Origin of the sequence: Corynebacterium sp. HMSC035E02 (assembly GCF_001836065.1) — a bacterium.
Taxonomy (GTDB): Bacteria; Actinomycetota; Actinomycetes; order Mycobacteriales; family Mycobacteriaceae; genus Corynebacterium; species Corynebacterium hiratae.
In genome coordinates this window covers 79,989-102,785 of the sequence record NZ_KV827349.1, presented here as the reverse complement: position 1 = coordinate 102,785, position 22,797 = coordinate 79,989, and the positions used below count along the sequence as shown (strand labels likewise).

21 protein-coding genes are annotated in these 22,797 nt (G+C 62.2%); 2 read left to right on the top strand and 19 right to left on the bottom strand.

What is annotated here, in order from left to right:
* The first annotated feature begins 21 nt into the window (after positions 1–21).
* Both HMPREF2635_RS07900 and pgl read left to right on the top strand, forming a co-directional pair.
* Positions 22–954 carry a glucose-6-phosphate dehydrogenase assembly protein OpcA gene (locus HMPREF2635_RS07900; protein WP_070681225.1) on the top strand — a complete coding sequence of 311 codons (933 nt, stop codon included), beginning with the start codon at positions 22–24 and terminating at the stop codon, positions 952–954.
* A 55-nt stretch (positions 955–1,009) separates the two neighbouring features.
* Positions 1,010–1,771, top strand: a complete 762-nt coding sequence (gene pgl / locus HMPREF2635_RS07895) for a 6-phosphogluconolactonase (RefSeq protein ID WP_070681222.1) — start codon at positions 1,010–1,012, stop codon at positions 1,769–1,771.
* 113 nt (positions 1,772–1,884) lie between these two features.
* Here the strand turns inward: pgl and secG are convergent, their stop codons facing one another.
* The 19 genes from secG to metK form a co-directional block, all read right to left on the bottom strand.
* Positions 1,885–2,118 (bottom strand): preprotein translocase subunit SecG, encoded by a 234-nt coding sequence (gene secG, locus HMPREF2635_RS07890; RefSeq protein WP_046649106.1) that lies wholly within the window; start codon positions 2,116–2,118, stop codon positions 1,885–1,887.
* Positions 2,119–2,299: 181 nt separating this feature from the next.
* Complete coding sequence (tpiA, locus tag HMPREF2635_RS07885) at positions 2,300–3,079, bottom strand: triose-phosphate isomerase (protein ID WP_070547343.1); 780 nt, start codon at positions 3,077–3,079, stop codon at positions 2,300–2,302.
* A gap of 44 nt (positions 3,080–3,123) precedes the next feature.
* Positions 3,124–4,341 (bottom strand): phosphoglycerate kinase, encoded by a 1,218-nt coding sequence (pgk, locus tag HMPREF2635_RS07880; RefSeq protein ID WP_070681220.1) that lies wholly within the window; start codon positions 4,339–4,341, stop codon positions 3,124–3,126.
* Positions 4,342–4,548: 207 nt separating this feature from the next.
* On the bottom strand, positions 4,549–5,556 hold the full coding sequence (gene gap, locus HMPREF2635_RS07875) for a type I glyceraldehyde-3-phosphate dehydrogenase (RefSeq protein ID WP_070511751.1): 1,008 nt from the start codon (positions 5,554–5,556) through the stop codon (positions 4,549–4,551).
* A gap of 443 nt (positions 5,557–5,999) precedes the next feature.
* Positions 6,000–6,989, bottom strand: coding sequence for a DNA-binding protein WhiA (gene whiA, locus HMPREF2635_RS07870; protein ID WP_046649102.1), 990 nt, complete (start codon positions 6,987–6,989; stop codon positions 6,000–6,002).
* Positions 6,990–7,090: 101 nt separating this feature from the next.
* On the bottom strand, positions 7,091–8,089 hold the full coding sequence (gene yvcK, locus HMPREF2635_RS07865) for a gluconeogenesis factor YvcK family protein (protein ID WP_070821535.1): 999 nt from the start codon (positions 8,087–8,089) through the stop codon (positions 7,091–7,093).
* 87 nt (positions 8,090–8,176) lie between these two features.
* Complete coding sequence (rapZ, locus tag HMPREF2635_RS07860; protein ID WP_083321289.1) at positions 8,177–9,058, bottom strand: RNase adapter RapZ; 882 nt, start codon at positions 9,056–9,058, stop codon at positions 8,177–8,179.
* A gap of 62 nt (positions 9,059–9,120) precedes the next feature.
* Positions 9,121–11,175, bottom strand: a complete 2,055-nt coding sequence (gene uvrC / locus HMPREF2635_RS07855; protein WP_070821533.1) for an excinuclease ABC subunit UvrC — start codon at positions 11,173–11,175, stop codon at positions 9,121–9,123.
* On the bottom strand, positions 11,175–11,801 hold the full coding sequence (locus HMPREF2635_RS07850) for a PH domain-containing protein (RefSeq protein WP_046649098.1): 627 nt from the start codon (positions 11,799–11,801) through the stop codon (positions 11,175–11,177). The genes uvrC and HMPREF2635_RS07850 overlap by 1 nt, the downstream gene beginning before the upstream one ends.
* A gap of 85 nt (positions 11,802–11,886) precedes the next feature.
* Positions 11,887–12,369, bottom strand: a complete 483-nt coding sequence (gene ribH / locus HMPREF2635_RS07845) for a 6,7-dimethyl-8-ribityllumazine synthase (RefSeq protein WP_046649097.1) — start codon at positions 12,367–12,369, stop codon at positions 11,887–11,889.
* 74 nt (positions 12,370–12,443) lie between these two features.
* Positions 12,444–13,706, bottom strand: coding sequence for a bifunctional 3,4-dihydroxy-2-butanone-4-phosphate synthase/GTP cyclohydrolase II (locus HMPREF2635_RS07840; protein WP_046649096.1), 1,263 nt, complete (start codon positions 13,704–13,706; stop codon positions 12,444–12,446).
* Between the two features lie 11 nt (positions 13,707–13,717).
* Positions 13,718–14,356: a riboflavin synthase gene (locus HMPREF2635_RS07835; RefSeq protein ID WP_070681212.1), complete on the bottom strand. Its 639-nt coding sequence runs from the start codon at positions 14,354–14,356 to the stop codon at positions 13,718–13,720.
* A gap of 25 nt (positions 14,357–14,381) precedes the next feature.
* Positions 14,382–15,407 (bottom strand): bifunctional diaminohydroxyphosphoribosylaminopyrimidine deaminase/5-amino-6-(5-phosphoribosylamino)uracil reductase RibD, encoded by a 1,026-nt coding sequence (gene ribD / locus HMPREF2635_RS07830; protein ID WP_083306514.1) that lies wholly within the window; start codon positions 15,405–15,407, stop codon positions 14,382–14,384.
* A complete protein-coding gene (rpe, locus tag HMPREF2635_RS07825; protein WP_070681209.1) occupies positions 15,404–16,081 on the bottom strand; it encodes a ribulose-phosphate 3-epimerase in 678 nt (225 codons plus the stop codon). The genes ribD and rpe overlap by 4 nt, the downstream gene beginning before the upstream one ends.
* A gap of 28 nt (positions 16,082–16,109) precedes the next feature.
* Entirely contained in the window at positions 16,110–17,744 is a 1,635-nt protein-coding gene (locus HMPREF2635_RS07820; RefSeq protein WP_070821532.1) for an RsmB/NOP family class I SAM-dependent RNA methyltransferase, read from the bottom strand.
* Positions 17,741–18,742 carry a methionyl-tRNA formyltransferase gene (gene fmt / locus HMPREF2635_RS07815; protein ID WP_049157471.1) on the bottom strand — a complete coding sequence of 334 codons (1,002 nt, stop codon included), beginning with the start codon at positions 18,740–18,742 and terminating at the stop codon, positions 17,741–17,743. The genes HMPREF2635_RS07820 and fmt overlap by 4 nt, the downstream gene beginning before the upstream one ends.
* A gap of 53 nt (positions 18,743–18,795) precedes the next feature.
* Entirely contained in the window at positions 18,796–19,305 is a 510-nt protein-coding gene (gene def / locus HMPREF2635_RS07810) for a peptide deformylase (RefSeq protein WP_049157473.1), read from the bottom strand.
* Positions 19,306–19,432: 127 nt separating this feature from the next.
* Positions 19,433–21,475: a primosomal protein N' gene (locus HMPREF2635_RS07805; protein WP_049157475.1), complete on the bottom strand. Its 2,043-nt coding sequence runs from the start codon at positions 21,473–21,475 to the stop codon at positions 19,433–19,435.
* A gap of 11 nt (positions 21,476–21,486) precedes the next feature.
* Positions 21,487–22,710: a methionine adenosyltransferase gene (metK, locus tag HMPREF2635_RS07800; RefSeq protein WP_070516585.1), complete on the bottom strand. Its 1,224-nt coding sequence runs from the start codon at positions 22,708–22,710 to the stop codon at positions 21,487–21,489.
* Positions 22,711–22,797: the final 87 nt, after the last annotated feature.

The window sequence follows — 22,797 nt, the reverse complement described above, 5'->3', positions numbered from 1 at the left end:
GTCCTTAGGAGGAATGGCCTTATGATTATCCCCTTGCCCGATACGACGACGCGCAAGATCTCTAAGAAGCTTGTAGAGATGCAGGAGCACTACACGCTCACGACCGGCCGGGTCCTCACGCTCATCGTCATGACCGAAGAGGGCGATGACCTGGACAACCTACTCGCTTCGGTGCGCGATGCCTCCCACGAGCACCCTTCCCGTGTCATCGTCATCGCTACTGGAAATCTCGGCGAGGACACTCGGCTCGACGCCGAGTTGCGCGTCGGTGGCGAAGCGGGTGCCTCGGAGATCGTCGTCATGCACCTGCATGGCGCCCTCGCGGATCAGGCAGAAGCGGTGGTAACTCCCCTGCTTCTTCCAGATACGCCAATCGTGGCGTGGTGGCCTACGGCATGCCCGCCGTCCCCGTCCTCTGTTCCGATCGGTGCGCTGGCCCAGCGCCGTATTACCAACGTTGCCTTCGGCAGTGGCGTCGATCAGTATGACCTCCACGTGCTCTCCTCTGGCTATAAGCCCGGAGATTCCGACATGTCGTGGGGTGCCATCACCCTCTGGCGCGGTATCGTCGCTTCGGCCCTCGACAGGTTCCCGCACGAGCCGATCACCTCTGTGAAGATCTCCGGTGCCGAGCACCACGCCGCCGTCGACTTTGCTGCCGGCTGGCTTCTCGACGCCCTCTCCGTCCCCGTTACCCGTACCGTGTCGGACTGCGCGGAGGGTACCTTCCCGATTACCTCGGTGGTTTTCCAACGTCCCACTGCCGATGTTAGCGTCACTGTCGTTGACCCTGCGACAGTGGAGGTCAGTGTTCCGGGCTCCCCGGAATCACTCGTTAGCCTCGCGGTGCGTTCCGAAGCAGAAGTGCTCTCGGAAGAACTCCGCCATCTCGATGCGGATAAGACATACGCTCACGCTCTCCGCGCCTTAGCCCGCGTGGACTACAGTGTGTAGGCATAATCATTTCATCGTTTCCTAGTCTCATCATTCAGAAGGATCTTTCTGCACCATGGTCACGCTTCGCCGCGTTAGCGACATCGACGAGCTCATATCCTCCGCCGCACTCGCCTTTATTGAGACGGTTGCGGCGATTCAAGCCCCAGGCGGCGGCCTCCACAAGGATGGTGTCGCCCGCGTCGTGCTCACCGGTGGCGGAGCAGGAATAGGTATGTTGCGCGAGCTGGCGCGGCTTCACGACGCCGCACAACAGCAAGGCAGCGACTACCCAGCATTGGCGGTGGACTGGACGCGCATCCATGTTTTCTTTGGCGATGAGCGCAACGTGCCGGTGAGCGATCCGGACTCTAACGAGGGCCAAGCCCGTGAGGCTCTCTTGGCACACGTGGATATCCCGGAGCGCCACATTCACGGCTATGACCTGGGAGCCGTATCCATGGAGCACGCAGCACAAGCCTATGAGGGCGAGATCCGTGACTTTGCGCCGGAAGGCTTCGATATTCACCTGCTGGGCATGGGTCACGAAGGCCACATTAACTCCCTGTTCCCGCATTCAGAAGCAGTCTATGAAGACACCGACTATGCTTTCGCGGTCCACGACTCCCCCAAGCCGCCTTCTGAGCGCGTGACGTTGACTTACCCGGCCATCAACCGCTCCCAGCGCATTTGGTTCCTGGTTTCCGGTGAGGAGAAGGCCGAGGCTGTCTCCCACCTCGTGGCTGGCGCTGCGGCTGAGGACTGGCCGGCCGCAGGTGCTCAGGGCACTGAGGAAACGCTGCTGTTCTTAAGCGAGGATGCCGCGCAGCGTCTCTAGCAGCAGCTCCCCGGCGGCTTCTCTAGGGCCGCCGATGAAAACTACAACGCCGCGTCCTTCACCTTTGTTGGAGAAGGGACGCGGCGTTTGGCGTATGTGTGCGGCGGGACCTTTTAGCTATAAGCCTGCAGCAGGTTCAGAGCCACGATGCAGGCAAGCCAGATAACCACCATGACCACGGTGTAGCGGTCAAGGTTCTTCTCTACCACGGTGGAACCAGAGAGGTTGGACTGTACGCCGCCGCCGAAAAGGCTCGACAGGCCACCACCTTTACCTTTGTGCAGCAGCACGAAGATAGTCATCAAGATTGCGGCAATCACGAGGAGGATTTCCAGTGCCAAGATCATGAAGTAGTTCCTTGTTTACGCGTATGTACAGTGAGTATGACGCGCGTTAGTGAATCACCGTGGTGAGCCACCGTCACGCGTGGGAAAAGGGCGCGAAGACAGCGCGCGCAATAATCCTCGATGATACACCACGTGGCGGGCCAGAAACTATTCCGACCCGCCACGGCAGGATGCGGGGAGATTAGGCGCCCTGGGCGGCGTTAGCCGCCAGCTTGGCGAACTCCTCGCCCTTGAGGGAGGCGCCGCCGACGAGACCACCGTCAACGTCGGGCTTGCCCACGATCTCCGCGATAGAGTCCACCTTGACGGAGCCGCCGTAGAGGATGCGGATGCCTTCAGCAACCTCGTCGCCGCCGAGCTCGCGGACGAGCTGACGAATAGCTGCGCACACTTCCTGCGCATCCTCGGCAGAAGCAACCTTGCCGGTGCCGATAGCCCAGACAGGTTCATAAGCGATGACGGTCTTTGCCAGATCCTCAGCGGACAGGCCCTCCAGGGAGTTGCGGGTCTGGGTCACCACGTAATCGATGTGAGTGCCCTTCTCGCGGACATCCAGGGGCTCGCCGACGCACACGATGGGGCTGATGCCGTTGGCCAACGCTGCGGCAGCCTTTTCTGCGACGAGCTTATCGGTTTCGCCGTGGTACTCGCGGCGCTCGGAGTGGCCCACTACTGCCCAGGAGCAGCCCAGGGCGGAGAGCATCTTGCCGGATACCTCACCGGTGTAGGCGCCGGACTCGTGCTTGGAGATGTCCTGCGCGCCGTAGGTGAACTGCAGGTCGTCGCCGTCGACAAGCGTCTGGACCGTGCGGATGTCGGTGAACGGGACCATGAAAGCCACGTCGACCTTTTCGTAGTATTCCTTCGGCAAGGAGAAAGCGAACTTCTGCAGGGAGCCGATAGCTTCCTTGTGGTCGAGGTTCATCTTCCAGTTACCAGCGATAAGTGGGGTACGTGCCATGATTAGCCTTTCTCGAAGTCAGACTGTGTTGAGAGGGTGGTTGATTAGGATTCCAGGACCTTGACGCCCGGCAGTTCCTTGCCTTCCAGGAACTCCAGGGAAGCGCCACCACCGGTGGAGATGTGGGAGAAGCCGTCCTCGTCGAGGCCGAGCAGTCGGACGGAAGCTGCGGAGTCACCGCCGCCCACGACGGTGAAGGAACCATTCTTGGCCGTGGCATCGATGATGGACTGCGCCACACCTGCGGTACCCTTGGAGAAGGCTTCCATCTCGAACACACCCATCGGGCCGTTCCAGAAGACGGTCTTGGAGGAAGCGATGACCTCATCAAACTTCTTCACCGACTCCGGTCCGATATCGAGGGACATCCATCCCTCCGGGATACCGTCGAGGCCCACAACCTTACTTTCTGCATCGGCATTGAACTCGGTGGCAGCGACGAGGTCGACCGGCAGGACGATCTTATCGCCGAAGCGCTCCAGCAGCTCCTTGCAGTTGTCGATCTGGTCTTCCTGCAGCAGGGAGTTCTGGACGTTGTAGCCCTGTGCTGCCAGGAGGGTGTAGCACATGCCGCCGCCGATGATGACGTTGTCGGCCTTACCGGCGAGCGCCTCAATCACACCAAGCTTGTCGGATACCTTGGCGCCGCCAAGAACAACCACATACGGGTGCTCTGGCTTCTCTGCTACCGCCGCCAGGGTTTCCACTTCCTTCTGCACGAGCTTGCCGGCGTAAGCAGGCAGGCGCTTGGCCACGTCGTACACGGAAGCCTGCGCGCGGTGAACGACACCGAAACCATCGGAGACGAAGGCGCCGTTGTCTGCAGCCAGGGCGACGAGTTCGTCAGCGAAGGCGCCACGCTCTGCCTCGTCCTTCGAGGTCTCGCGTGGATCGAAGCGGACATTCTCCAGCAACAGGACATCGCCCTCGTTCAGACCGTTAGCGCGCTCGTGGGCGTCCTCGCCGCTGACATCCCCGGCGAGGGCGACATACTGATCCAGTGCCTCAGACAGAGCTTCTGCTACTGGGGCCAGCGAGTACTTCGGGTTGACCTCGCCCTTCGGGCGGCCCAAGTGCGCCGACAGGATGACCTTCGCACCGCCTTCAATCAAGGCCTTGATGGTGGGCAAGGAAGCGGTGATGCGGCCGGAGTCGGTGATGTTTCCTTCATCATCAAGTGGGACGTTGAAGTCAGAACGGACGAGGACGTGGCGGCCGGAGACGCCTTCTGCGAGCAGGTCGTCCAGAGTCTTGAAAGCCATGATGTTCTCCTTAAAAGTAGGTACTCAAGCTAAAGGTTAATGCTATTCAATGGGAAAGTGTGCTGGTTCCTTATAAACGACTATCGGCCCAGCGCACGCCACGAGATTATGGAGGGTGAGGCGTGGCGCATGGGCCGGTGTCTAGCCTGTGGAGCTGTCACAGGCGATCACAGCTTGGTTCACTGTGGTCATTCTAAAGAGTCAACTTTAGAGCTTGGAGGCAACCAGGGAGGTGGTGCGCACGAGCTGGCTGGTGTAGCCCCACTCGTTGTCGTACCAGCCAAGGACCTTGACGAAGTTGCCGTTGGAAACCTTGGTCATGCCCGCATCGAAGATGCAGCCGTGGGAGTCGGTGATGATGTCGGTGGAGACAATCGGATCCTCGGTGTAGCCCAGGGTCTCGCCGAACTCGCCGGTGGCGGCTTCCTTGATAGCAGCGTTGATTTCCTCAGCGGTGACGTCGCGGGATGCCTGGAAGGTCAGGTCCGTGGCGGAACCGGTGATGGTCGGAACGCGCATTGCGTAGCCGTCGAGCTTGCCCTCCAGCTCCGGGAGAACCAGGGAGACGGCCTTTGCTGCACCAGTGGAGGTCGGAACCATGTTGACGGCTGCGGCGCGGGCGCGGCGCAGGTCGCGGTGCGGGGCATCCTGGATGCGCTGGTCACCGGTGTAGGCGTGGATGGTGGTCATCAGGCCCTTCTCGATACCGAACTTCTCGTGCAGGACCTTGGCCATCGGGGCCAGGCAGTTGGTGGTGCAGGATGCGGCGGAGATGACGTTGTGCTTCTCAGCGTCGTACTCATCGGAGTTAACGCCGTAGACGAAGGTTGCGTCGACGTTCTTGCCCGGAGCAGAGATGATGACCTTCTTGGCGCCGGCCTCAATGTGAGCCTTGGCGGCCTCACCATCGGTGAAGAAACCGGTGGACTCGATGACGATGTCGACGTTGTGCTCGCCCCAGTTCAGGTTCTTCGGATCGCGCTCTGCGGAGACTGCAATCTTGTGACCGTTGACGGTGATGGACTCGTCGTCGTGCTCGATCTCACCGTCGAAGCGGCCCAGCACCGAGTCGTACTTGAGCAGGTTGGCCAGGGTTGCGTTGTCGGTCAGGTCGTTGACTGCGACGACCTCGAGGTCATTGTTGCCCTGTGCGACTGCACGGAAGAAGTTGCGGCCGATGCGGCCAAATCCGTTGATACCTACGCGAATGGTCACTGTAATGTCTCCTCAAATAATCGAGTGAAGTTCTATCGTGGGGGCTTCCGAGACTTTGTCTTTATAGGCAGTGCGGTGGACCGTCCTTGCGGCACCGTTGCCCTGCCACTTCCGTGACGTGCTCGGTGGTTTTCCCAACACGGCCGATAGTACCCACGGTTTGTGCATCCCGCAGTGCTCCTGCCCGTCCCCAACACGAGTGGTCGCACGAGGCCAAAAAGAGGCGTATAGTGGTTGGGCCGTCGCAGAGAATTTGAGACAACCCTCGAGCTATACACCTGCAGATATGCCCGTTTGTGTGGGATTATGTTGGGGACTTTCACTGCGGGGTGGGATATCTCACTAAAGCAAAAAAGAGCGGATTAATCCAAAAAGAAATGCGGCAACAGCCGCACGGAAATCGGGCGTGATACCCGGTCTAATGCCCGAACGGGCACGAGTAACTAGGACTCTTCGAAAAGATCCTCAGTGACGGCCTTCGTCGTATCTGGGACCCCAAGCTCCTTGGCACGCTTGTCCGCCATAGACAAAAGGCGCCGAATACGCCCGGCCACCGCATCCTTAGTCATTGGCGGATCAGCCAGGCGGCCGAGCTCTTCCAAAGAGGCCTCACGATGCTGCACGCGCAAGCGGCCGGCATCCGCGAGATGCTCCGGAACGTCATCGCCCAAGATGACCATCGCGCGTTCGACGCGTGCTGCAGCCGTCACGGCCGCGCGGGCAGAGCGGCGCAAGTTGGCATCATCGAAATTATCGAGACGGCGAGACGTATCGTGGGCTTCTCTCTGGATCCGCTTTTTTTCCCATGTCAGGCGCGTCTCTTGGGCGCCCATACGGGTCAGCAGCGCGCCAATGGCATCGCCGTCGCGCACGACGACGCGGTCCGCGCCGCGCGTTTCCTTTGTCTTCGCCGCCACGCCCAAACGGCGCGCGCAGCCGACAAGAGCGAGTGCAGCCTCCTGGCATGGGCAGGTCACCTCAAGCGCTGAGGAGCGGCCCGGTTCGGTCAAGGAACCTTGCGCCAAGAAGGCGCCGCGCCAGGCTGCTTCATTATCGGCTACAGAACCGGAGATGACTTGTGGGGGCAAACCCACCACGGGGTGGCCGGAGCGGGTTACCAAACCAAGGCGTCTGGTCAGTTCCTTGGCACCGGTGGTGATGCGCACTTGCACGCGACTCTTCTTGGACGAAGCCGCAGGCCCAGCGACGTGGGTGCTGGCGGAAATCGAATAGAGCTCATCGAGTGCGGTGACGAGGCGGTTCGCTACGCTCTGCGACTCCAGTTCCACCTCGTACATCACGCGGTCCCCGGTGATGTGGAGTTCGCCAGCGAACCTGAGGATCGCGGCAACCTCCGCCGCGCGGGCGGACTGGCGCGGCACGGACACCGCCGTAAGTTCCTCCTTGACCTGATCGGTCAATGACGCAGACACCTCGTGCCTCCCCTTTCAACTCGTGGACGTAGCGCACCGCGCAGATTGGCGTGGGCGAGACGCGGCGGTGAACGATGAATGCCCCATAGTCTATCGCGCGCTTAACCGCGATGAGCGTCTGGGGCTCCCGCTGTGCCATCGCGATCGGCGGCATACTCGGCGTAAAGCTCGGTGAGCACCTGCGCCAGCTTGTCTGGGCAGTGCTTATTAATCGACCTTCCGTCCTCGTCGTATTGGCACACGTCTCGGAAGACTGCCGTAGCGCCCAGAACACTGGCGGCGCGCTGGACAAAGACTCGCTCCGACTCGTTCGGAAGCCCGGATGCGTCGACGATAACGCGGTCTACCCGCAGGCTCGGGGCGTGCTGCGCTAGGACATGCAGGTGGCGCTCGGCAGAAAAACCTTGGGTCTCACCCGGCTCAGCAGAAAGATTGAGCACCACCACGCGGAGAGCATCCGACGAGGTAATCGCGTCGACGATATCCGGCACCAGGACGTGTGGGAGAACGGAACTAAACCAGGAACCAGGACCTAGGGTGATCAGGTCCGCGTCGTGCAGCGCGCTAATGGTTTCCGGGTTGGCCCGAGGCTTCTCCGGAATGATGCGCACCCGGCGCACCTGCCCCACGGTCGATGCAACAGCCACCTGGCCGCGGACCGAGCGAATGATACGGGGGTCGTCGTCAAGCCCAGAAACATCCGCCTCAATCTCCAGAGGTAAGTTCACGGCTGGCAGTACCCGGCCGGCCGACTCCGTTAAGCGGGCAACGGCATCGAGAGCCGCCTGGAAATCCCCCAACACCTCAGTGAGTCCAGCGATGAGGAGGTTGCCCACGGCGTGGCCGGCCATCGCTCCGGTGCTCTGGAAGCGATGCTGAAGCGTCTCAGCCCACAGCTGGCCATCCTCCGTATCACTGGATAAAGCGGCGAGCGCCATGCGCAAATCACCCGGCGGAATAATGTCCATCTCGCGGCGCAACCGGCCGGATGAACCGCCGTCATCGGCCACGGTGACGATGGCGGAGATTTCCTCCGCGCCCGTGCGGCGAGCAGCGAGCAAGGTTTGATAAAGACCATGGCCGCCGCCCAGGCTAGCCATGTGGAGTGGGAGAGTCGTCACGTAAGTACTAGCTTTCAGTCATGTAATAAAAGGAATGAATACGAATCTTCTCGATACGTATCGCGCCTAGTCGCGGGCGATGTCTCGGTGCAGGGTGCTCACATCCAAGTCTCCGCGCTCGCTAAGGCGGCGGGCAATCTCTTCCGTGACGGCCACGGAACGGTGGTGCCCACCCGTGCAACCAATGCCTACAGTGATGAAATTCTTCCCCTCGTGGCGATACCCCGTGAGCATCGAGTCCAACATCTCGATGAAGCGCTCGATAAAAGGCTCAGCGGCGTCCTGAGACAGAACATAATCCGACACCGGCTCATCGGTGCCCCGGTAGCCCCGCAGTTCCGGTACCCAATAAGGATTGGGAAGAAAACGGACGTCGACGACAAGGTCAGCGTCCCGCGGAGAACCATGCTTGAAGCCAAAGGACTGGAGCGTGACGTGCTGGCGCTCCCCACGCATGTCACCGAAGGCAGCCTCGATGGCACGGCGTAGGTCATGAACGGACAGGTTCGTCGTGTCGATGATAATGTCCGCACGCTCACGAATGGATTGCACGGAGGCGCGCTCGCGTTGGATGCCGGCCTTCAGTGTTTCACCGTCCTGCAGCGGGTGCGTGCGACGCACCGAATCGAAGCGGCGAATCAGCACGTCATCGCGCGCATCGAGGAAAAGCAGGGTCGGCTTCATATCCAGCTGCTCTAGTTCATCCAGGGTTTCTGCCAAAGAACCAGGGAACATGCGGGAGCGTACGTCGGTGACCGCGGCGATCTTCGCAACTGGAGAATCCGGACGCGCACACAGTTTCAAGAGGTCAACGATGGCCTTCGGCGGGATGTTGTGGGCCACGTAGTAGCCCTTATCCTCCAACACTTTTGCCGCCGACGTCAGGCCGCCGCCCGACATGCCGGTAATCAAAATGGGCGGAGAATCAAACAACGTCATGGCCTCTATTCTTACCACTTATGTTGGTGCCACGGTAGGAATCCTGCCTAGGAATGCGGTGGGAATCCCTCCTAAGAGTTATGAAGGTGATCAAAGACGGTCTGGGCCAACTTGGGGCCAAATCCCTTCACCTCAGCAATGTCCTCTACGGTTGCTTCCTTGAGCTTCTTCACCGAGCCGAAGTGCTTCACTAGGTCTGTGCGACGCTGCGGCCCCAAGCCCGGAACCGCATCGAGGACGGAGGAGCGCATCCGCTTTGAACGCTGCTGGCGGTGATAAGAAATAGCTACGCGGTGGGCCTCATCGCGCAGGTGCTGCAGTAGAAACAGCGCCTGCGAATTGCGCGGTAGAATCACCGGTTCGTCATCACCAGGCACCCACACCTCCTCTAGGCGCTTGGCCAGACCGATGAGTGTCACATCGACGATGCCGAGCTCATCAAACACAGCTTGCGCGGCTGCCACCTGCGGCGCGCCGCCATCAACGATGAAGAGCTGAGGCGGATAAGAGCTGCGTTTGGTCTGGCTCGCCGCCTCTTCGCGCACCAACTCCTCAGCGAAGGTGGTGTTCTCTAGCTCTTCGTCAGGCACCGCCCGCTTATCGTCATGGTGATGCTTAAACCGGCGGCGGGTGACTTCGGCGATGGAACCGACATCGTCCGAGCGGCCATCGCCCGCCGCTTCCTTGATGCGATAACGCCGGTAGTCGGACTTACGGGGCAGCCCATCCTCGAAAACCACCAGGGAGGCCACAACATCGGTGCCCTGAATGTGGGAGATATCCGTGCACTCGATGCGCAACGGCGCGGAATCCATGCCCAGTGCTTCCTGCAGCTCCTGGAGTGCGGCGGAGCGCGCAGTGAGGTCGCCAACACGCTTGAGTTTGTGCTGTTTCAGTTGCTCCTTGGCATTGCGCTCGACGGTCTCCATCAACGCGCGCTTATCCCCTCGCTGCGGAACGCGCAGATCGATCTGGGCGCCGCGCAGCTCCTCTAAAACGATCTTGACCTCATCGGCTTCATCGGGCAGTTCCTGGACCAAAATCTCCCGCGGAATAGCGTTTCCACGATGCTCCTCGGCATGGGATTCCTGGTCCACTCCCCTACGCTCCAACTTCGCGTCTTCTTCAGCCTCCAGGCGCTGGCGTTCCGCTGCGTCGGAATAGAACTGAATGAGGAAGTTTTGGATCAAAGCCGGAAGACCGGGATCTGGCTCGCCTTCGCGCACCGCGTCAGTCGTTGCCTGATCTCCGGAACGCTCCACAACCCAGCCGCGCTGCCCGCGGATGCGTCCCGAACGCACATGGAAGATCTGGACTGCAGCTTCCAGTTCATCCGAGTTAAACGCAATGAGGTCCGCATCCGTGCCATCAGGCAACACCACTGCCTGCTGCTCCATCAACTTGTCGATGGCACCCAAGTCATCGCGCAGGCGGGCCGCCAATTCAAACTCCAGGTTCTCCGCGGCCTCCTCCATGCGCTGCGTGACCCGCTTGCGAACGGGTGCGGTGTTACCGTTCATGAAGCTGATGAGTTGGTTAACCGTATCGCGATGTTCTTCCGGGCTAACGCGGCCGATGCAGGGGGCATCGCACTTGCCGATATACCCCAGCAAACAGGGCCGCCCCAAGCGCTCGTGGCGGTTGAACACACCCTTGGCGCAGGTACGCATGGGAAAGATGCGAGTGAGAAGATCCAGGGATTCACGCACCGCCCAGGCATGGGAATAGGGACCGAAATAGCGCACGCCTTTGCGGCGTGGGCCCCGGTAGAAAAACGCACGCGGAATGGTCTCTCCAACGGATACCGCGAGCATGGGATAAGTCTTATCATCGCGGTACATCACGTTAAAGCGCGGATCGAAGCGCTTAATCCACGTGTACTCCAGCTGCAGCGCTTCCACCTCGCTGGCCACCACGGTCCATTCCACCGAGGCCGCCGTCAGCACCATCTGGCGAGTGCGCGGGTGTAGTTGAGTGATGTCCTGGAAGTAATTGGATAACCGCGCCCGCAGGTTCTTTGCCTTGCCCACATAGACGACCCGGCGGTTCTCATCACGGAACTTATAAACGCCCGGATCTGTAGGGATGCTTCCGGGCGCGGGACGGTACTGAGAGGGATCAGCCACTAGTCATCCTGCGGCATGTAACGGGCTTCTAGGTCGCGGAAAGAGCGGACATTGGTGATCACGTCGTCCTTATCGCCCGACTGCAGGGCCCAGACCGGCACGTATTCAAAGTCCGGAAGCTCGATGCGCGCCATGCGGGAGCCTTCGGGGAAGGACAAGCCGTAGATGACCTGCCACGGGTAGAAACGGGTTCCCACGATATTGCGGACCTCCACCCCGTCGGAGTTCGCGCGCAGCCGCGGGCGAGTCAGCGCCAGCCAAGACAAAATGGAAATCACCACGCCGACGCCGGGAAAAGCGAACTTATCAATCGTCGTCACCGTCGCGCCGGTAAAGGACAGACCCACCGTAAAGCCCATGAAAAGGTGCGCGGCCATAACGAGAATGATCCAGATGATGGCCACCTTGCGCAGGTAGGGAGAGGTAACTTCATACTCCCAGGGCTTGGACGACGTCTGGGCGAAAGGATCCGCGCTGGTATAGGCCAGCATTTGCTCATCGCTCATGCCGCGTCCTGGTCCCCCGGCCGCCATCGACGCAGCCGGCTGCGAAGAGGCGGAGGACTGGTTGGCATGGGCCGACTGTGCCCGCTCTTCGTGCCCGGAAGGCACCTGTGAGTCCGTCATCGAGTTTTCCATCTCCTCATCACTCCGCTGAGGCAGGCCACTCCCCCTGCCGGATACGCCAGGCGGCGTGGTTGCACTTGGCAGCCTACTTTTGGTTTGACTCATTCAGTGTACGCAACGTGTGCACGGTTTCTAAAGCTGCGTGCATGGCCTCGGCACCTTTATCCTCTTCAGAGTCCGCAAAGCCGGCGCGATCGACGGCTTGCTCATAGTCGTTGACCGTCAGCACTCCATTGGCCACCGGGGTCGATTCATCGAGCGCGATGCGCGTCAGGCCCTGCGTCACGGAATCGCAGACGTAATCAAAGTGCGGGGTTCCACCACGAACAACGCAGCCCAACGCAACCACGGCATCATGGGTGCGCGCGGCGGCTTGGGCCACGACGGGCAGTTCAAGGGCCCCGACCACGCGCAGGGGCGTGACCGCGGCGCCGGCGGCTTCGGCAGTCTCGAGCGCTCGACGATGCAGCTGATCACAGATCTCTGCGTTCCACGTTGCGGTAACGACGGCGACGCGGATACCTTCCCCGGAGACATTGTTCGGGGTGGGCAGGCCTTCCTTGCTCATAGTGTGCTCCTTGTGCTCAAAGCTTGATACTCAATGCGTGATGGTTAGGGGCGCTGAAGCGCTTCATCCCAACTCTAGGAGTGTTTCTGATCCCATTCGGCTACCTGGGGCAGATCATGCCCCATTCGGTCACGCTTGGTGCGCAGATAGCTGATGTTCTCCGCTGTGGCGGGGGTAGCCAGCGCTGTGCGCGCGGTGGCATCAATGCCGAAGCCTTGCAGCCCCTCGCCCTTGTGCGGGTTATTGGTCAAGAGGTTCACGGACTTCACGCCGACGTCGCGCAGGATTTGTCCGGCCACGGAGTATTCGCGTGCATCCTCCGGCAGGCCCTGCTCCACGTTGGCATCAACGGTGTCGAGGCCTTCGTCCTGCAGACGGTAAGCCTTGAGCTTGTTGACCAGGCCAATTCCGCGCCCTTCCTGTCCACGCAGGTAGATGACGATGCCGCGTCCCGCTTCTTGCACCGCACGGAGGGATTCCTGCAGCTGCGGTCCGCAGTCACAGCGCTGAGAGGAAAAGACGTCACCTGTAAGGCACTCAGAGTGAACGCGAACGGGTACATCCTCGGCACCGGAATAGCTCTCCACGTCACCAACGAAAAGGGCGATATGCTCGCGCTTGTCGACGTCATTCGAATAACCTACCGCGCGAAACTCGCCGTACTCGGTGGGCAGGCGAGTTTCGACTTGGCGGTGAACCTGCTGTTCGTTGTGGCGACGCCACTCGATGAGCTGCTCAATGGAGATCATCGTCAGCCCGTGGGCGTCGGCAAAGCGGCGCAGCTCCGGGGAGCGCGCCATGTCCGTGGGATCCTCTTCAGAGACGATCTCACAGAGCACGCCAGCTGGGCGAAGGCCTGCCAAGCGAGCCAGATCGATGGCGGCTTCCGTGTGCCCGTCACGTTCGAGCACGCCATTCGGGCGCGCGGCGAGCGGGACCACGTGTCCGGGGCGGGTAAATTCCGAGGGCTTAGAGGAGGGATCGGCCAACCTGCGGATAGTTTCGCAACGTGAGGTGGCAGAGATACCAGTGGAACCATTAGCCAGGTCCACCGTGACGGTGTAGGCGGTCTGCCGTACGTCCTGGTTCACCGCGAACATCGGGGGTAAGTTCAAACGCTCGCAGTCTTCTGGGAGCAGCGGTGCGCAAATGTAGCCGGAGCTGTAGCGCACCATAAAAGCCACGAGCTCCGGGGTAGCGAGCTCAGCGGCAAAAATGAGGTCACCTTCGTTCTCGCGGTCCTCATTGTCCACGACGACGACCGCCTTGCCGGCCGCGATGTCCGCGATGGCTTGGTCGACGCTATCTAAACTAAAAGCTGAATCTGCAGCGCTCATAAGGACTTACTCTATCCCTCCGTGCCACTGGCGGAGGCGTTGGGGTGAACCATTTTCTCCACATACTTTGCAACCACGTCTACCTCGAGGTTGACGCGAGCGCCTGGCGCCATCGAACCAAACACGGTATCGCGCAGCGTGGTGGGAATGAGTGAGACATCGAAATAGCTCTCCGCGTCGGGCTCTCCCTGCCCGTCTGACAAGGCCGATACCGTCAGGGAGGTTCCCTGCACCGCGATGGAACCCTTCTCCACCACGTAGCGCTCCAGCTCGGCCGGCAGGCTAAAGCGCAGCACCTCCCAGTGCTCCGACGGCGTGCGGCTCAGCAAGGTCCCGGTGCCATCGACGTGCCCTTGCACAATGTGGCCACCCAAGCGCGTCGTCGGGAGCACCGCACGCTCGAGGTTGACCGGCGCGCCCACTTCGAGTTCGCCGAGGGAACTGCGGTTCAAAGACTCCTTCATGACATCTGCGGTGAAGGTTCCTTCTCCCAACTCAGCAACGGTCAGGCACACGCCGTTGACCGCGATGGAATCTCCCAGTTGGGCGTCCCCCAGCACGATGGTTGCGGCGATGCCGAGGCGCACGGCATCACCCTGCGGCTCCACGCTATCGACGTGGCCAATTTCTTCAACGAGTCCAGTAAACATAGCCAGCACTCCCCTTCCCTATCTTTTAACCTTTGAGCTTTCTATATTCCACGAGCAGGTCCTCGCCTAGCTCGGTAACCGCCACGCGCTGCCACCTCTCAGCCTGGGCCAGATTCTGGGACAGTGCACGGGTGAGAACTCCTCTGCCCTCGCCGAGAATGACGTTGCCCAGGTAGGCCTGAATACGCTCGATGTAGCCCAACTCCATGAAGCTGGTGGCTAGCCCTGCGCCGCCTTCGACAAGGATGTCTCGCGCGCCGCTGGCGTACAGCTGATCTAGTGCCTCCTGCGGCGTGGAATAGTGCTCGAAGCCTAGCTCGACCAGGTTACTAGCCCCGCCCCGGCTCACATCGCGGGAACCGATGACAACGCGCCGCGGTTGCCGCTCACGCAATGAACCATCGGGGTAGCGCGCGGTCAGCGATGGATTATCCGCTAACGCCGTGGCCGTTCCGATAAGGATGGCATCGCGCTGAGCTCTATCACGATGCACGTGCTCGCGGGCCCGCTCTCCGGTAATCCACTGGCTACTGCCATCCGCGGCAGCGGTGAAACCATCCAGGCTCTGTGCAAATTTGAGCGTGACGTGCGGGCGGCCGAGACTCACCGCGCTCAACCACGGTTCGAGCGCATCGTCCACGCCCTCCGCCGGCGCGAGCTGTCCCACCGTGACTCCGGCGCGGCGCAGTGTTGCTGATCCGCCCCCGGCTTGTGGGGTGGGGTCCGGGTGGAGGTAGTACACGGCGGCCACGGAGGCATCGATAAGCGCCTGCGCGCACGGGCCCGTACGACCCGTGTGATTGCAGGGCTCCAAGGTCACCACGGCGGTTCCACCGCGGGCCTTGTCCCCCGCATCGCGCAGCGCCATGACTTCAGCATGCGGCCCGCCCGGGGGCTGGGTGGCGCCGACGCCGGCGACCTGGCCGGCAGCATCGAGAATCACCGCGCCGACCGGCGGGTTCGGACTCGTCGTACCGCGAACCCGCTCGCCGGCCTCCATGGCGACGCGCAATGCTTGCGATAGGACAGCAGAATCGTGGCGTGGAATCACAGCGTGGCCAGTCGGCGCAGCTCCTCGACGGCCGCCGCCTTATCTGCTTGCTTGTAAATGGCCGAACCCGCGACAAAGGCATCACAGCCCGCCTCGGCGGCGGAGCGGATCGTCTCGGCAGAAATACCGCCATCAATTTCGATGAGGACATCGAGGCCACGCGCGTCAATGGCCGCGCGCAAGGTGCGCACCTTATCCAGCTGATCCGGCATGAAGCTCTGACCACCAAAGCCGGGTTCGACAGACATGACGAGAACCTCGTCGAAGTGCTCCAGCGCATCCAGCCAGGGCTCAATCGGGGTGCCCGGCTTGATCGAGAAGCCCGCGCGCACCCCTAGGTCCCGAATCCTGCGGGCCAAGGCGATGGCCGCGTCCTTGTCGGCCACGGCCTCGACGTGGAAGATGATGCAATCAGCGCCCGCCTTGGCGTAGGTTTCCACCCATTTCTCCGGCTCCTCGATCATGAGGTGAACGTCGAGGGTCTGCGAGGTAATCCCGTCCACCGTCGCGGTAATATCCGGGCCGAAGGACAAGTTCGGCACGAAGTGTCCATCCATGATGTCAACGTGGATCCAATCCGCGTTGGCCACTGCTTTGACCTCTTCGCCCAAGCGGGTGAAGTCGGCGGCCAGAATGGATGGGGAGATAATGGGAGCAGACGAGTGTGCAGACATGACACTCAGCCTAGTCCCTCACGCCCCGCTAGTCCGCTACTCGGCGGAGGACGGCGAAAAACATTGCATCTGTGCCGTGACGGTGCGGCCACATCTGGGCAGAGAGCTCGCTGCCGAGATCCCCCATGTCCGGAAGCACGTCGCGCGCATCCAGCTCCTCGACGCGGATCTCTGCCCCAACGCCATGGCGCTCCACGGCAGCGTCCACGATGCCCCGGGTCTCGCGCAGGTCGGGCGAACAGGTGGAGTACACCACGACGCCACCTGGGCGCACGAGGTCCAACGCGGACTCGAGGAGCTCGGTCTGCAGTGTGTTGAGTTCCGCAATATCGGACTCGGCTTTGCGCCAGCGGGCTTCGGGGCGGCGACGGAGTGCACCGAGGCCGGAACAGGGGGCGTCGACAAGCACCCGGTCAAAGCCTGCGTCGAGCCCCGGCGCACGACCGTCCGCACGGTGCACGCGCACGGGTAGGTCACCCACTGTTTTTTCCACCAAGGTAGCGCGGTGCGGGGAGACTTCTACGGCATCGACCTTCGCCCCCTCGACGCGAGCGATGGCACCCATCAGGGCGGCCTTGCCACCGGGGCCGGCGCACAGGTCTAACCAACGCCCGGTGTCCTCGCCAATAAGTTCAGCTTCCGTCACCGCGCGTGCGATGAGCTGGGAGCCTTCGTCTTGCACCGCCGCGAGTTTCTGGCGGACAGGCTCGAGGGAGCCCGGGTCACCCTGCTCAAGGTAGACCGCATAAGGGGAATAGCGTCCTTCCTCGCAGCCGGTAATGAGCGCGAGTTCTTCGGCGGATATCTCGCCCGGTCGCGCTACCAGGTGCACGAGGGGCCGCTCAGAGTCCGCCTCGAGTGCGCGCTCCAGCTCCGCTGTTTGCTCGGCGCTGAGCGCATTATCGTCAGCGGTGTCGAGGAGCCCCAACGCGCGGCCGAAGGAGCGGGCGATCCACTCAGGATGAGCGTGGCGGAAAGCCAACGCCGCGACCTCTCCGCTCGGAGCTAGCTTGTCCAGCCACTCTTGCGCAGGTGTGCGGGTGATAGTCCGCATGATGCCGTTGGCAAAGCCCTTGGCTTTCTCGTGGCCGGCCGCCTCCACGAGGCGAACGGTGGTATCGACCGCCGCGTGCGCCTCCACCCGGGTGTAGAGCACCTGGTAGGTTCCCAGTCGCAGGGCCATGAGCACCTCGGGCGCAATGGCGTCGAGCCCGCGCGACGAGCATTCAGCGATGACCGCATCGAGAACGCCCTCGGTGCGCAGCGTGCCATAGGTCAGTTCCGTGGCAAAGGCGGCGTCGCGGCCGCTGAGCTTGTTCGCGCTCACGGCCTTCGGCAGTGTGAGGTTGGCAAAAGCGTCATCCGCCGCAACCCGCTGCAGTACCTCGAATGCGACCGCGCGCGGCACGTCCACCCCGCTGCGCCGTGCCGCGGAAATCAGCGACGGGTTCTGGCGATCGTGGTGAGCAGTCTGGCGCTGTCCGCCTCGGCGGTCACGCTGCGCACCGGTGTTCTTATAACCTCCGCGTCCCTTGTGGTCGTGTCCACCGCGGGAGCTTCCACGCTGTTGGCTGCCCCGTTGCTGCTTTCCCTTCTCTGCGCCTGCCCCCGCGCGCTGCGCCGGGTCACCAGACTTGCTGCGGGACCTAAACCCTCCGGTCATGAGAACTTCACCTCGTCTGTGTCTGTGGAATCCGTGCCGCAAGAGCCTTGGCTAGCAAGACCTCGGCCCCAATCGGCGGCGTTCATCATCTTCTTGCCGGGCGGTTGAATCTTGCCCAAACGTACTGGGGAGCTACCGGTGCCGACCATGACGGCATTCTTGGCCACGTGCACTTCTCCTGGCTGGAGTGCGCGCACTGCGGCAGGCTCTGGCAGCGCCTCGAGTTCGGCGGGTACCACGCTGCTTACAGGCCCTACCTTCAGGCGGGATTCCCCCATTAAGGTCCAGGCTCCCGGCCCCGGGGTATGGGCGCGGATGTGGCGATCAATGACGTCAGCAGGCCGGGTCCAGTCAATGCGGGCGTCGTCGGTCGCAATCTTGTGCGCATAGGTGGCCTCACCTTCCTGCGGCTGCGGCGTAATGCTGCCGTCCTCCAGGCCATTCATAGTCTGGACTAGGAGGTCACCACCCGCGTATGCTAGTCGCGTGAGCAGGTCATCAGCGGTATCGGTGGGCAGGATTGCTTCCTCGATGGTGGCCAGGATGTCCCCGGTATCCAGGCCCTGATCGATGCGGAAGGTCGTGGCGCCAGTGCGCTCGTCGCCGGCCGCAATGGCTGCCTGGACCGGTGCTGCGCCGCGCCACGCTGGAAGCAGGGAGAAGTGCAGGTTGACCCAGCCGTGCGTTGGAAGGCCCAGCAGATCCTCGGTGATCAAGTTTCCGTAGGCCACCACCGGAATAGCCTCCGGAGCAATCTCCGCCAACCGCGCGCGCAGGGCGTCGCCGTCCTCGGTGCCTGGCTTGAGTGTGGTTGGCGTAAGAACCTCGATTCCGTGTTCCTGGGCCAGCGCCTTCACGGGACTGGGGTGCAGGGTGCGCCCGCGGCCGCGGCGGGCATCAGGACGGGTGATGACGGCGGCTATGTCGTGGTGTGAGGCAATGAGTTTCTCCAAAGCCACGACGGCGGGCTCGGGGGTTCCGGCGAAAACGATGCGCACAGTGGGTGCATGCCTTTCTCTCGTGAGGTTGATTGTTGATTAAAGTCTGACGCCTATGCGTTGAACCACTCCGACTGGCGGATGATCTTCATGGATTCCTTTCGCAACTCATCGCTCAGGCGCTTGAGAAACAAAATTCCGTCGAGGTGATCCGTTTCGTGTTGGATGCAGCGTGCCATCAGTCCGGACGCGAGCATAGACACTGGGCGGCCTAGGGGATCGAAGCCTGTAAGGCGTACGGTATTGAACCTTTCGGTGGGCTGGGAAATACCGGGGATGGACAGGCAGCCCTCTGGTCCCAGCTGAGTCTCTTCTCCCACTGCTTCCCACTCGGGGTTGATGATGGCACCGCGCAGGCCGTGCTGATAGTGAGAGCAGTCAAAAACGAAGATGCGCTTGGTCACGCCGATCTGGTTAGCCGCTAGGCCTACTCCCCCGGCGTCTTCCATGGTCTCCAACATGTCCTGAGCTAGACGCTCGAGCGATGGCCCGAATTCGGTGATCTCCTCGGCCCGGGTGCTCAGGACGGGATCGCCATAGAGGCGAACCTCGCGCACGGTCATAGTATGAACTCCTCGTGGTTTGCAGTCTTTCACGGTAAGCAGGGATTGCCATCCGTAGTGCTCCTGCACCGAGAATAGTTCACAGTAAGCAGTGCGTGCCCTCCAGGGGTGGGGTCGGCTGCTCTGTCTATCCGATGTTGATCGGGTCCACGGCGATGCGCAGAGGCAACACGTCCTTGCGCGCGCTGCGCAGCGAATTGGCCGTTCGCAGCGCCTGCCCAAGCTCCGAGCGCGGCCCCAATGGCGTGCGGATCAGCAGGCGCTGGGGCTCGCCGCCGCGTTCGTGGTCATACTCGCCCGGCAAGCTCACCCCGGGCGGCAGCGGGACCGGGCCAAGAAGCTCCGCGTGCTCCGGTAGTTCTGCCAGCTCCAGGAAAGCGTCGAGCGAGGCATCGGCACCGTCGACGGCCGCCATGTGCACCGCGGGCGGGAAGCGTACCTCGCGGCGTGCCTGCAACTCGGCCGCCGCGGCTCCCACCATGTCCCACCGGCTAAAGAAGCCCACGAGCGGGAGCTGCTCATCTGCTGCCACGATCACCGCTCCGCCCTGCGCAGCCGGGGCCACGAGGGTGGCTGCGGCAGCCCATGTGGTCAAGGTATCCTCCGTAGCTCGGAGATCCTGACGGCCCAGCAACGCCCCGGTTTCCACCAGGAGCGCAGCACCATAGTGCCCTCCCTCGGCAACGCGTGGCTCCGCGCCAGGCGTGGCAATCACCAGCGCGGGGCCGGCAGGGACCTCGTCGACGACTGTGGAGCCACCTGATTGGATAACGCGCGTGTTGGGAAAGGCGCGCCCCATCTCCTCGGCGGTGCGCTCGGAGCCCAGCACAATGGCCCGCAGCCGTGGGGAACCACACTCGGAACAGCGGTAATGGGCGTCGACACGCCCGCACCAGCGACACGTGGGAAGCGCGGCGGAATCCTGCGCCCCATCCGCCGCGCCACGGACAGAGGGCAAACCTAGTGGCCCGTTGCAGTGTCGACACCGTGCCGGGGATGAACACTGCCCACAAGCCAGAATTGGGGCGTAGCCCTTGCGCGGGACTTGGACAAGGACGGGTTCACCGCGGTCGAGCGCCGCCCGAGTGGCTTGAAAAGCTGGGCCGCTGACCGACGTCGTCCCGCCCTGCATGTGCCGCGCCAGATTGATACCGAACGCACCCACCGCAACAATATCGGGGCGCGCCGCTTCCAGGGCTTCCGGAGTTGGGAGAAGATCGTGTGCCCATCCCGACTCAACGAGCAGCTGCGCTTCGGCCGTGCGCGCGTGGCCAGCAAGGATAAGGCTGCATTCTTCCTGCGCGGAGCGCGTGCTCAATACCTCTCGCGTGTGGACGTAGGGCTTGAGGTTATCCACCAGGCTATCGTCACCGTCATTGAGGACAACGGCCAGCTTCAGGTTCTTTACTGGGGCGAAGGCCGCGGAGCGCGTGCCGATAACGATGCGTGCCTGCCCCGTCAGTGCGGACAGATAGCGGCGGTAGCGAGCCTGCGGGCCAGTACTGTGCGCGAGCACCGTGATCTGCTTGGCGGAGAGGTGGCGACGAAACGCCGCTTCCAACAGGTCAAGGTCACGCTGATCCGGCACAACCATGAGCACCCCGCCGCCTTGCAGCGCCACGCTAGCGCCCAAGGCCGCAAGCGCGCCAGCCCAATCTGACCCCGGTGCGATCTGCCACGCTGCCCGCGCAATGTTCCCCGTCAGCACCGAATCCACGAAAGACTCGCCATGCTGGTAGCTCGACCACGCAGAGAGATCCGGGTGCTCTGCCGTGCCGAGCTCTTCCCAGGGAGTGGTGATATCCGCTTCTTCGGCCTTGGCATGGCGCGCCGGGATGGCGGTGCGGATGATATCGGAGCGCACGCCGCCGTAGCGGGCTGCAAGGGATTCGATGAGCGCCGCCATGGTCGGTGTGTACACCGCATAGGGGGAAATGACGCGTTCGATATAGCGGAGCGAACCGGAAAAATCAGAGTCGCTGCTGCGCGAGAGCAAGATGGCGTCAACCAACCTGCCGTTGAAGCGAATACGCACCCGGACGCCCGGTTGCGCGGCGTCGGAATCCGCCTCCTCAATGAGGTAATCGAAGCCGCGGTCGAGGTGCGCTACCCCTAGCAAGGGCAACACCCGCGCGACCGGTTGCTGGGCGGCGGGTGTCTTCTTGGGCATAGCGCCCGATTCTACAGGCCGGCGGCACGGCGCAGGTCGACGGCCCGCGAGGTGTCCTCCCACGGAAGGTCAACATCGGTGCGACCGAAGTGACCGTAGGCCGCGGTTTGGCGATAGATCGGGCGCTGGAGGTCGAGCTCGCGAATGATGGCGGCCGGGCGCAGATCGAAGACCTTGTCCACTGCGGCCTGGATGTCGGCGTCGCTCAGCCCGCCGTGCGCAGTACCGAAGGTCTCGACGTAGAGGCCAACTGGCTTGGCGCGGCCGATGGCATACGCCACCTGTACCTCGGCGCGGTCGGCAAGCTCGGCGGCCACAATGTTCTTGGCCACCCAGCGCATGGCGTAGGCAGCGGAGCGGTCCACCTTGCTCGGATCCTTACCGGAGAAGGCACCGCCGCCGTGGCGGGCCATGCCACCATAGGTATCCACGATGATCTTGCGGCCGGTCAACCCGGCATCACCCATGGGTCCGCCGAGGATGAAGGAGCCAGAAGGATTGATGAGCAGCTCGGTGTCCTCGGTGTAGTACTTGCCCAAGTCGGCGTCGTTGACGACCCATTCGACGACGTGCGTGCGCAGCTGCTCGGCCAACCACTCCTGGGTGACGTCCGGATCGTGCTGGGTAGAGATGACGATCGTCTCCAGCCGCGTGGGTACATCATTCTCGTCGTAGGCGTAGGTGACCTGGGTCTTGCCATCGGGGCGTAGGGAAGGCACGATGCCCTCCTTGCGCACCTGGGTGAGACGGCGCGATAGATGGTGCGCCGTGGAAATCGGCAAAGGCATAAACTCCGGGGTCTCATTGGTGGCATAGCCAAACATGAGGCCCTGGTCACCCGCACCGTACTGGTCATCGTCTTCGAAGGTGCCGGAACGAACCTCGGTGGAGGCATCCACGCCAGCCCCGATCTCCTGGGACTGCTCACCGATGGCGACGTTGACGCCACAGGTATGGCCGTCGAAACCAACATCGGAGGAGGTAAAGCCAATCTCCACGAGGGTCTTGCGAACGATCTGGGGGATCTCTACATAACCAGTGGTGCGCACCTCGCCGACGACGTGCACCTGCCCCGTCGTCACGAGGGTTTCTACGGCGACGTGGGCGTTGGGGTCTTCTTCGAGGAGGGCGTCAAGAATGGCGTCCGAGATCGCGTCACAAATTTTATCCGGGTGGCCTTCAGTTACGGATTCGCTGGTAAAGAGGCGTACCGCCTGTGCAGCTTTGTCAGTCACAAGTTTTCCTTAAGCTAGTTCTGCGCGTCGTGGGTGGGACAGCGCCTTGCCCACGCCTCAGCTGATAACACCGCCCCATCGTAGACC

Excerpts from the sequence above, each read along its gene's own strand:
- HMPREF2635_RS07900 (WP_070681225.1), top strand. The coding sequence starts at position 22 with ATGATTATCCCCTTGCCCGATACGACGACGCGCAAGATCTCTAAGAAG.
- pgl (WP_070681222.1), top strand. The coding sequence starts at position 1,010 with ATGGTCACGCTTCGCCGCGTTAGCGACATCGACGAGCTCATATCCTCC.
- secG (WP_046649106.1), bottom strand. The coding sequence starts at position 2,118 with ATGATCTTGGCACTGGAAATCCTCCTCGTGATTGCCGCAATCTTGATG.
- tpiA (WP_070547343.1), bottom strand. The coding sequence starts at position 3,079 with ATGGCACGTACCCCACTTATCGCTGGTAACTGGAAGATGAACCTCGAC.
- pgk (WP_070681220.1), bottom strand. The coding sequence starts at position 4,341 with ATGGCTTTCAAGACTCTGGACGACCTGCTCGCAGAAGGCGTCTCCGGC.
- yvcK (WP_070821535.1), bottom strand. The coding sequence starts at position 8,089 with ATGGCTAGCCTGGGCGGCGGCCATGGTCTTTATCAAACCTTGCTCGCT.
- HMPREF2635_RS07850 (WP_046649098.1), bottom strand. The coding sequence starts at position 11,801 with ATGACGGACTCACAGGTGCCTTCCGGGCACGAAGAGCGGGCACAGTCG.
- ribH (WP_046649097.1), bottom strand. The coding sequence starts at position 12,369 with ATGAGCAAGGAAGGCCTGCCCACCCCGAACAATGTCTCCGGGGAAGGT.
- HMPREF2635_RS07840 (WP_046649096.1), bottom strand. The coding sequence starts at position 13,706 with ATGAGCGCTGCAGATTCAGCTTTTAGTTTAGATAGCGTCGACCAAGCC.
- HMPREF2635_RS07835 (WP_070681212.1), bottom strand. The coding sequence starts at position 14,356 with ATGTTTACTGGACTCGTTGAAGAAATTGGCCACGTCGATAGCGTGGAG.
- rpe (WP_070681209.1), bottom strand. The coding sequence starts at position 16,081 with ATGTCTGCACACTCGTCTGCTCCCATTATCTCCCCATCCATTCTGGCC.
- HMPREF2635_RS07820 (WP_070821532.1), bottom strand. The coding sequence starts at position 17,744 with ATGACCGGAGGGTTTAGGTCCCGCAGCAAGTCTGGTGACCCGGCGCAG.
- def (WP_049157473.1), bottom strand. The coding sequence starts at position 19,305 with ATGACCGTGCGCGAGGTTCGCCTCTATGGCGATCCCGTCCTGAGCACC.
- HMPREF2635_RS07805 (WP_049157475.1), bottom strand. The coding sequence starts at position 21,475 with ATGCCCAAGAAGACACCCGCCGCCCAGCAACCGGTCGCGCGGGTGTTG.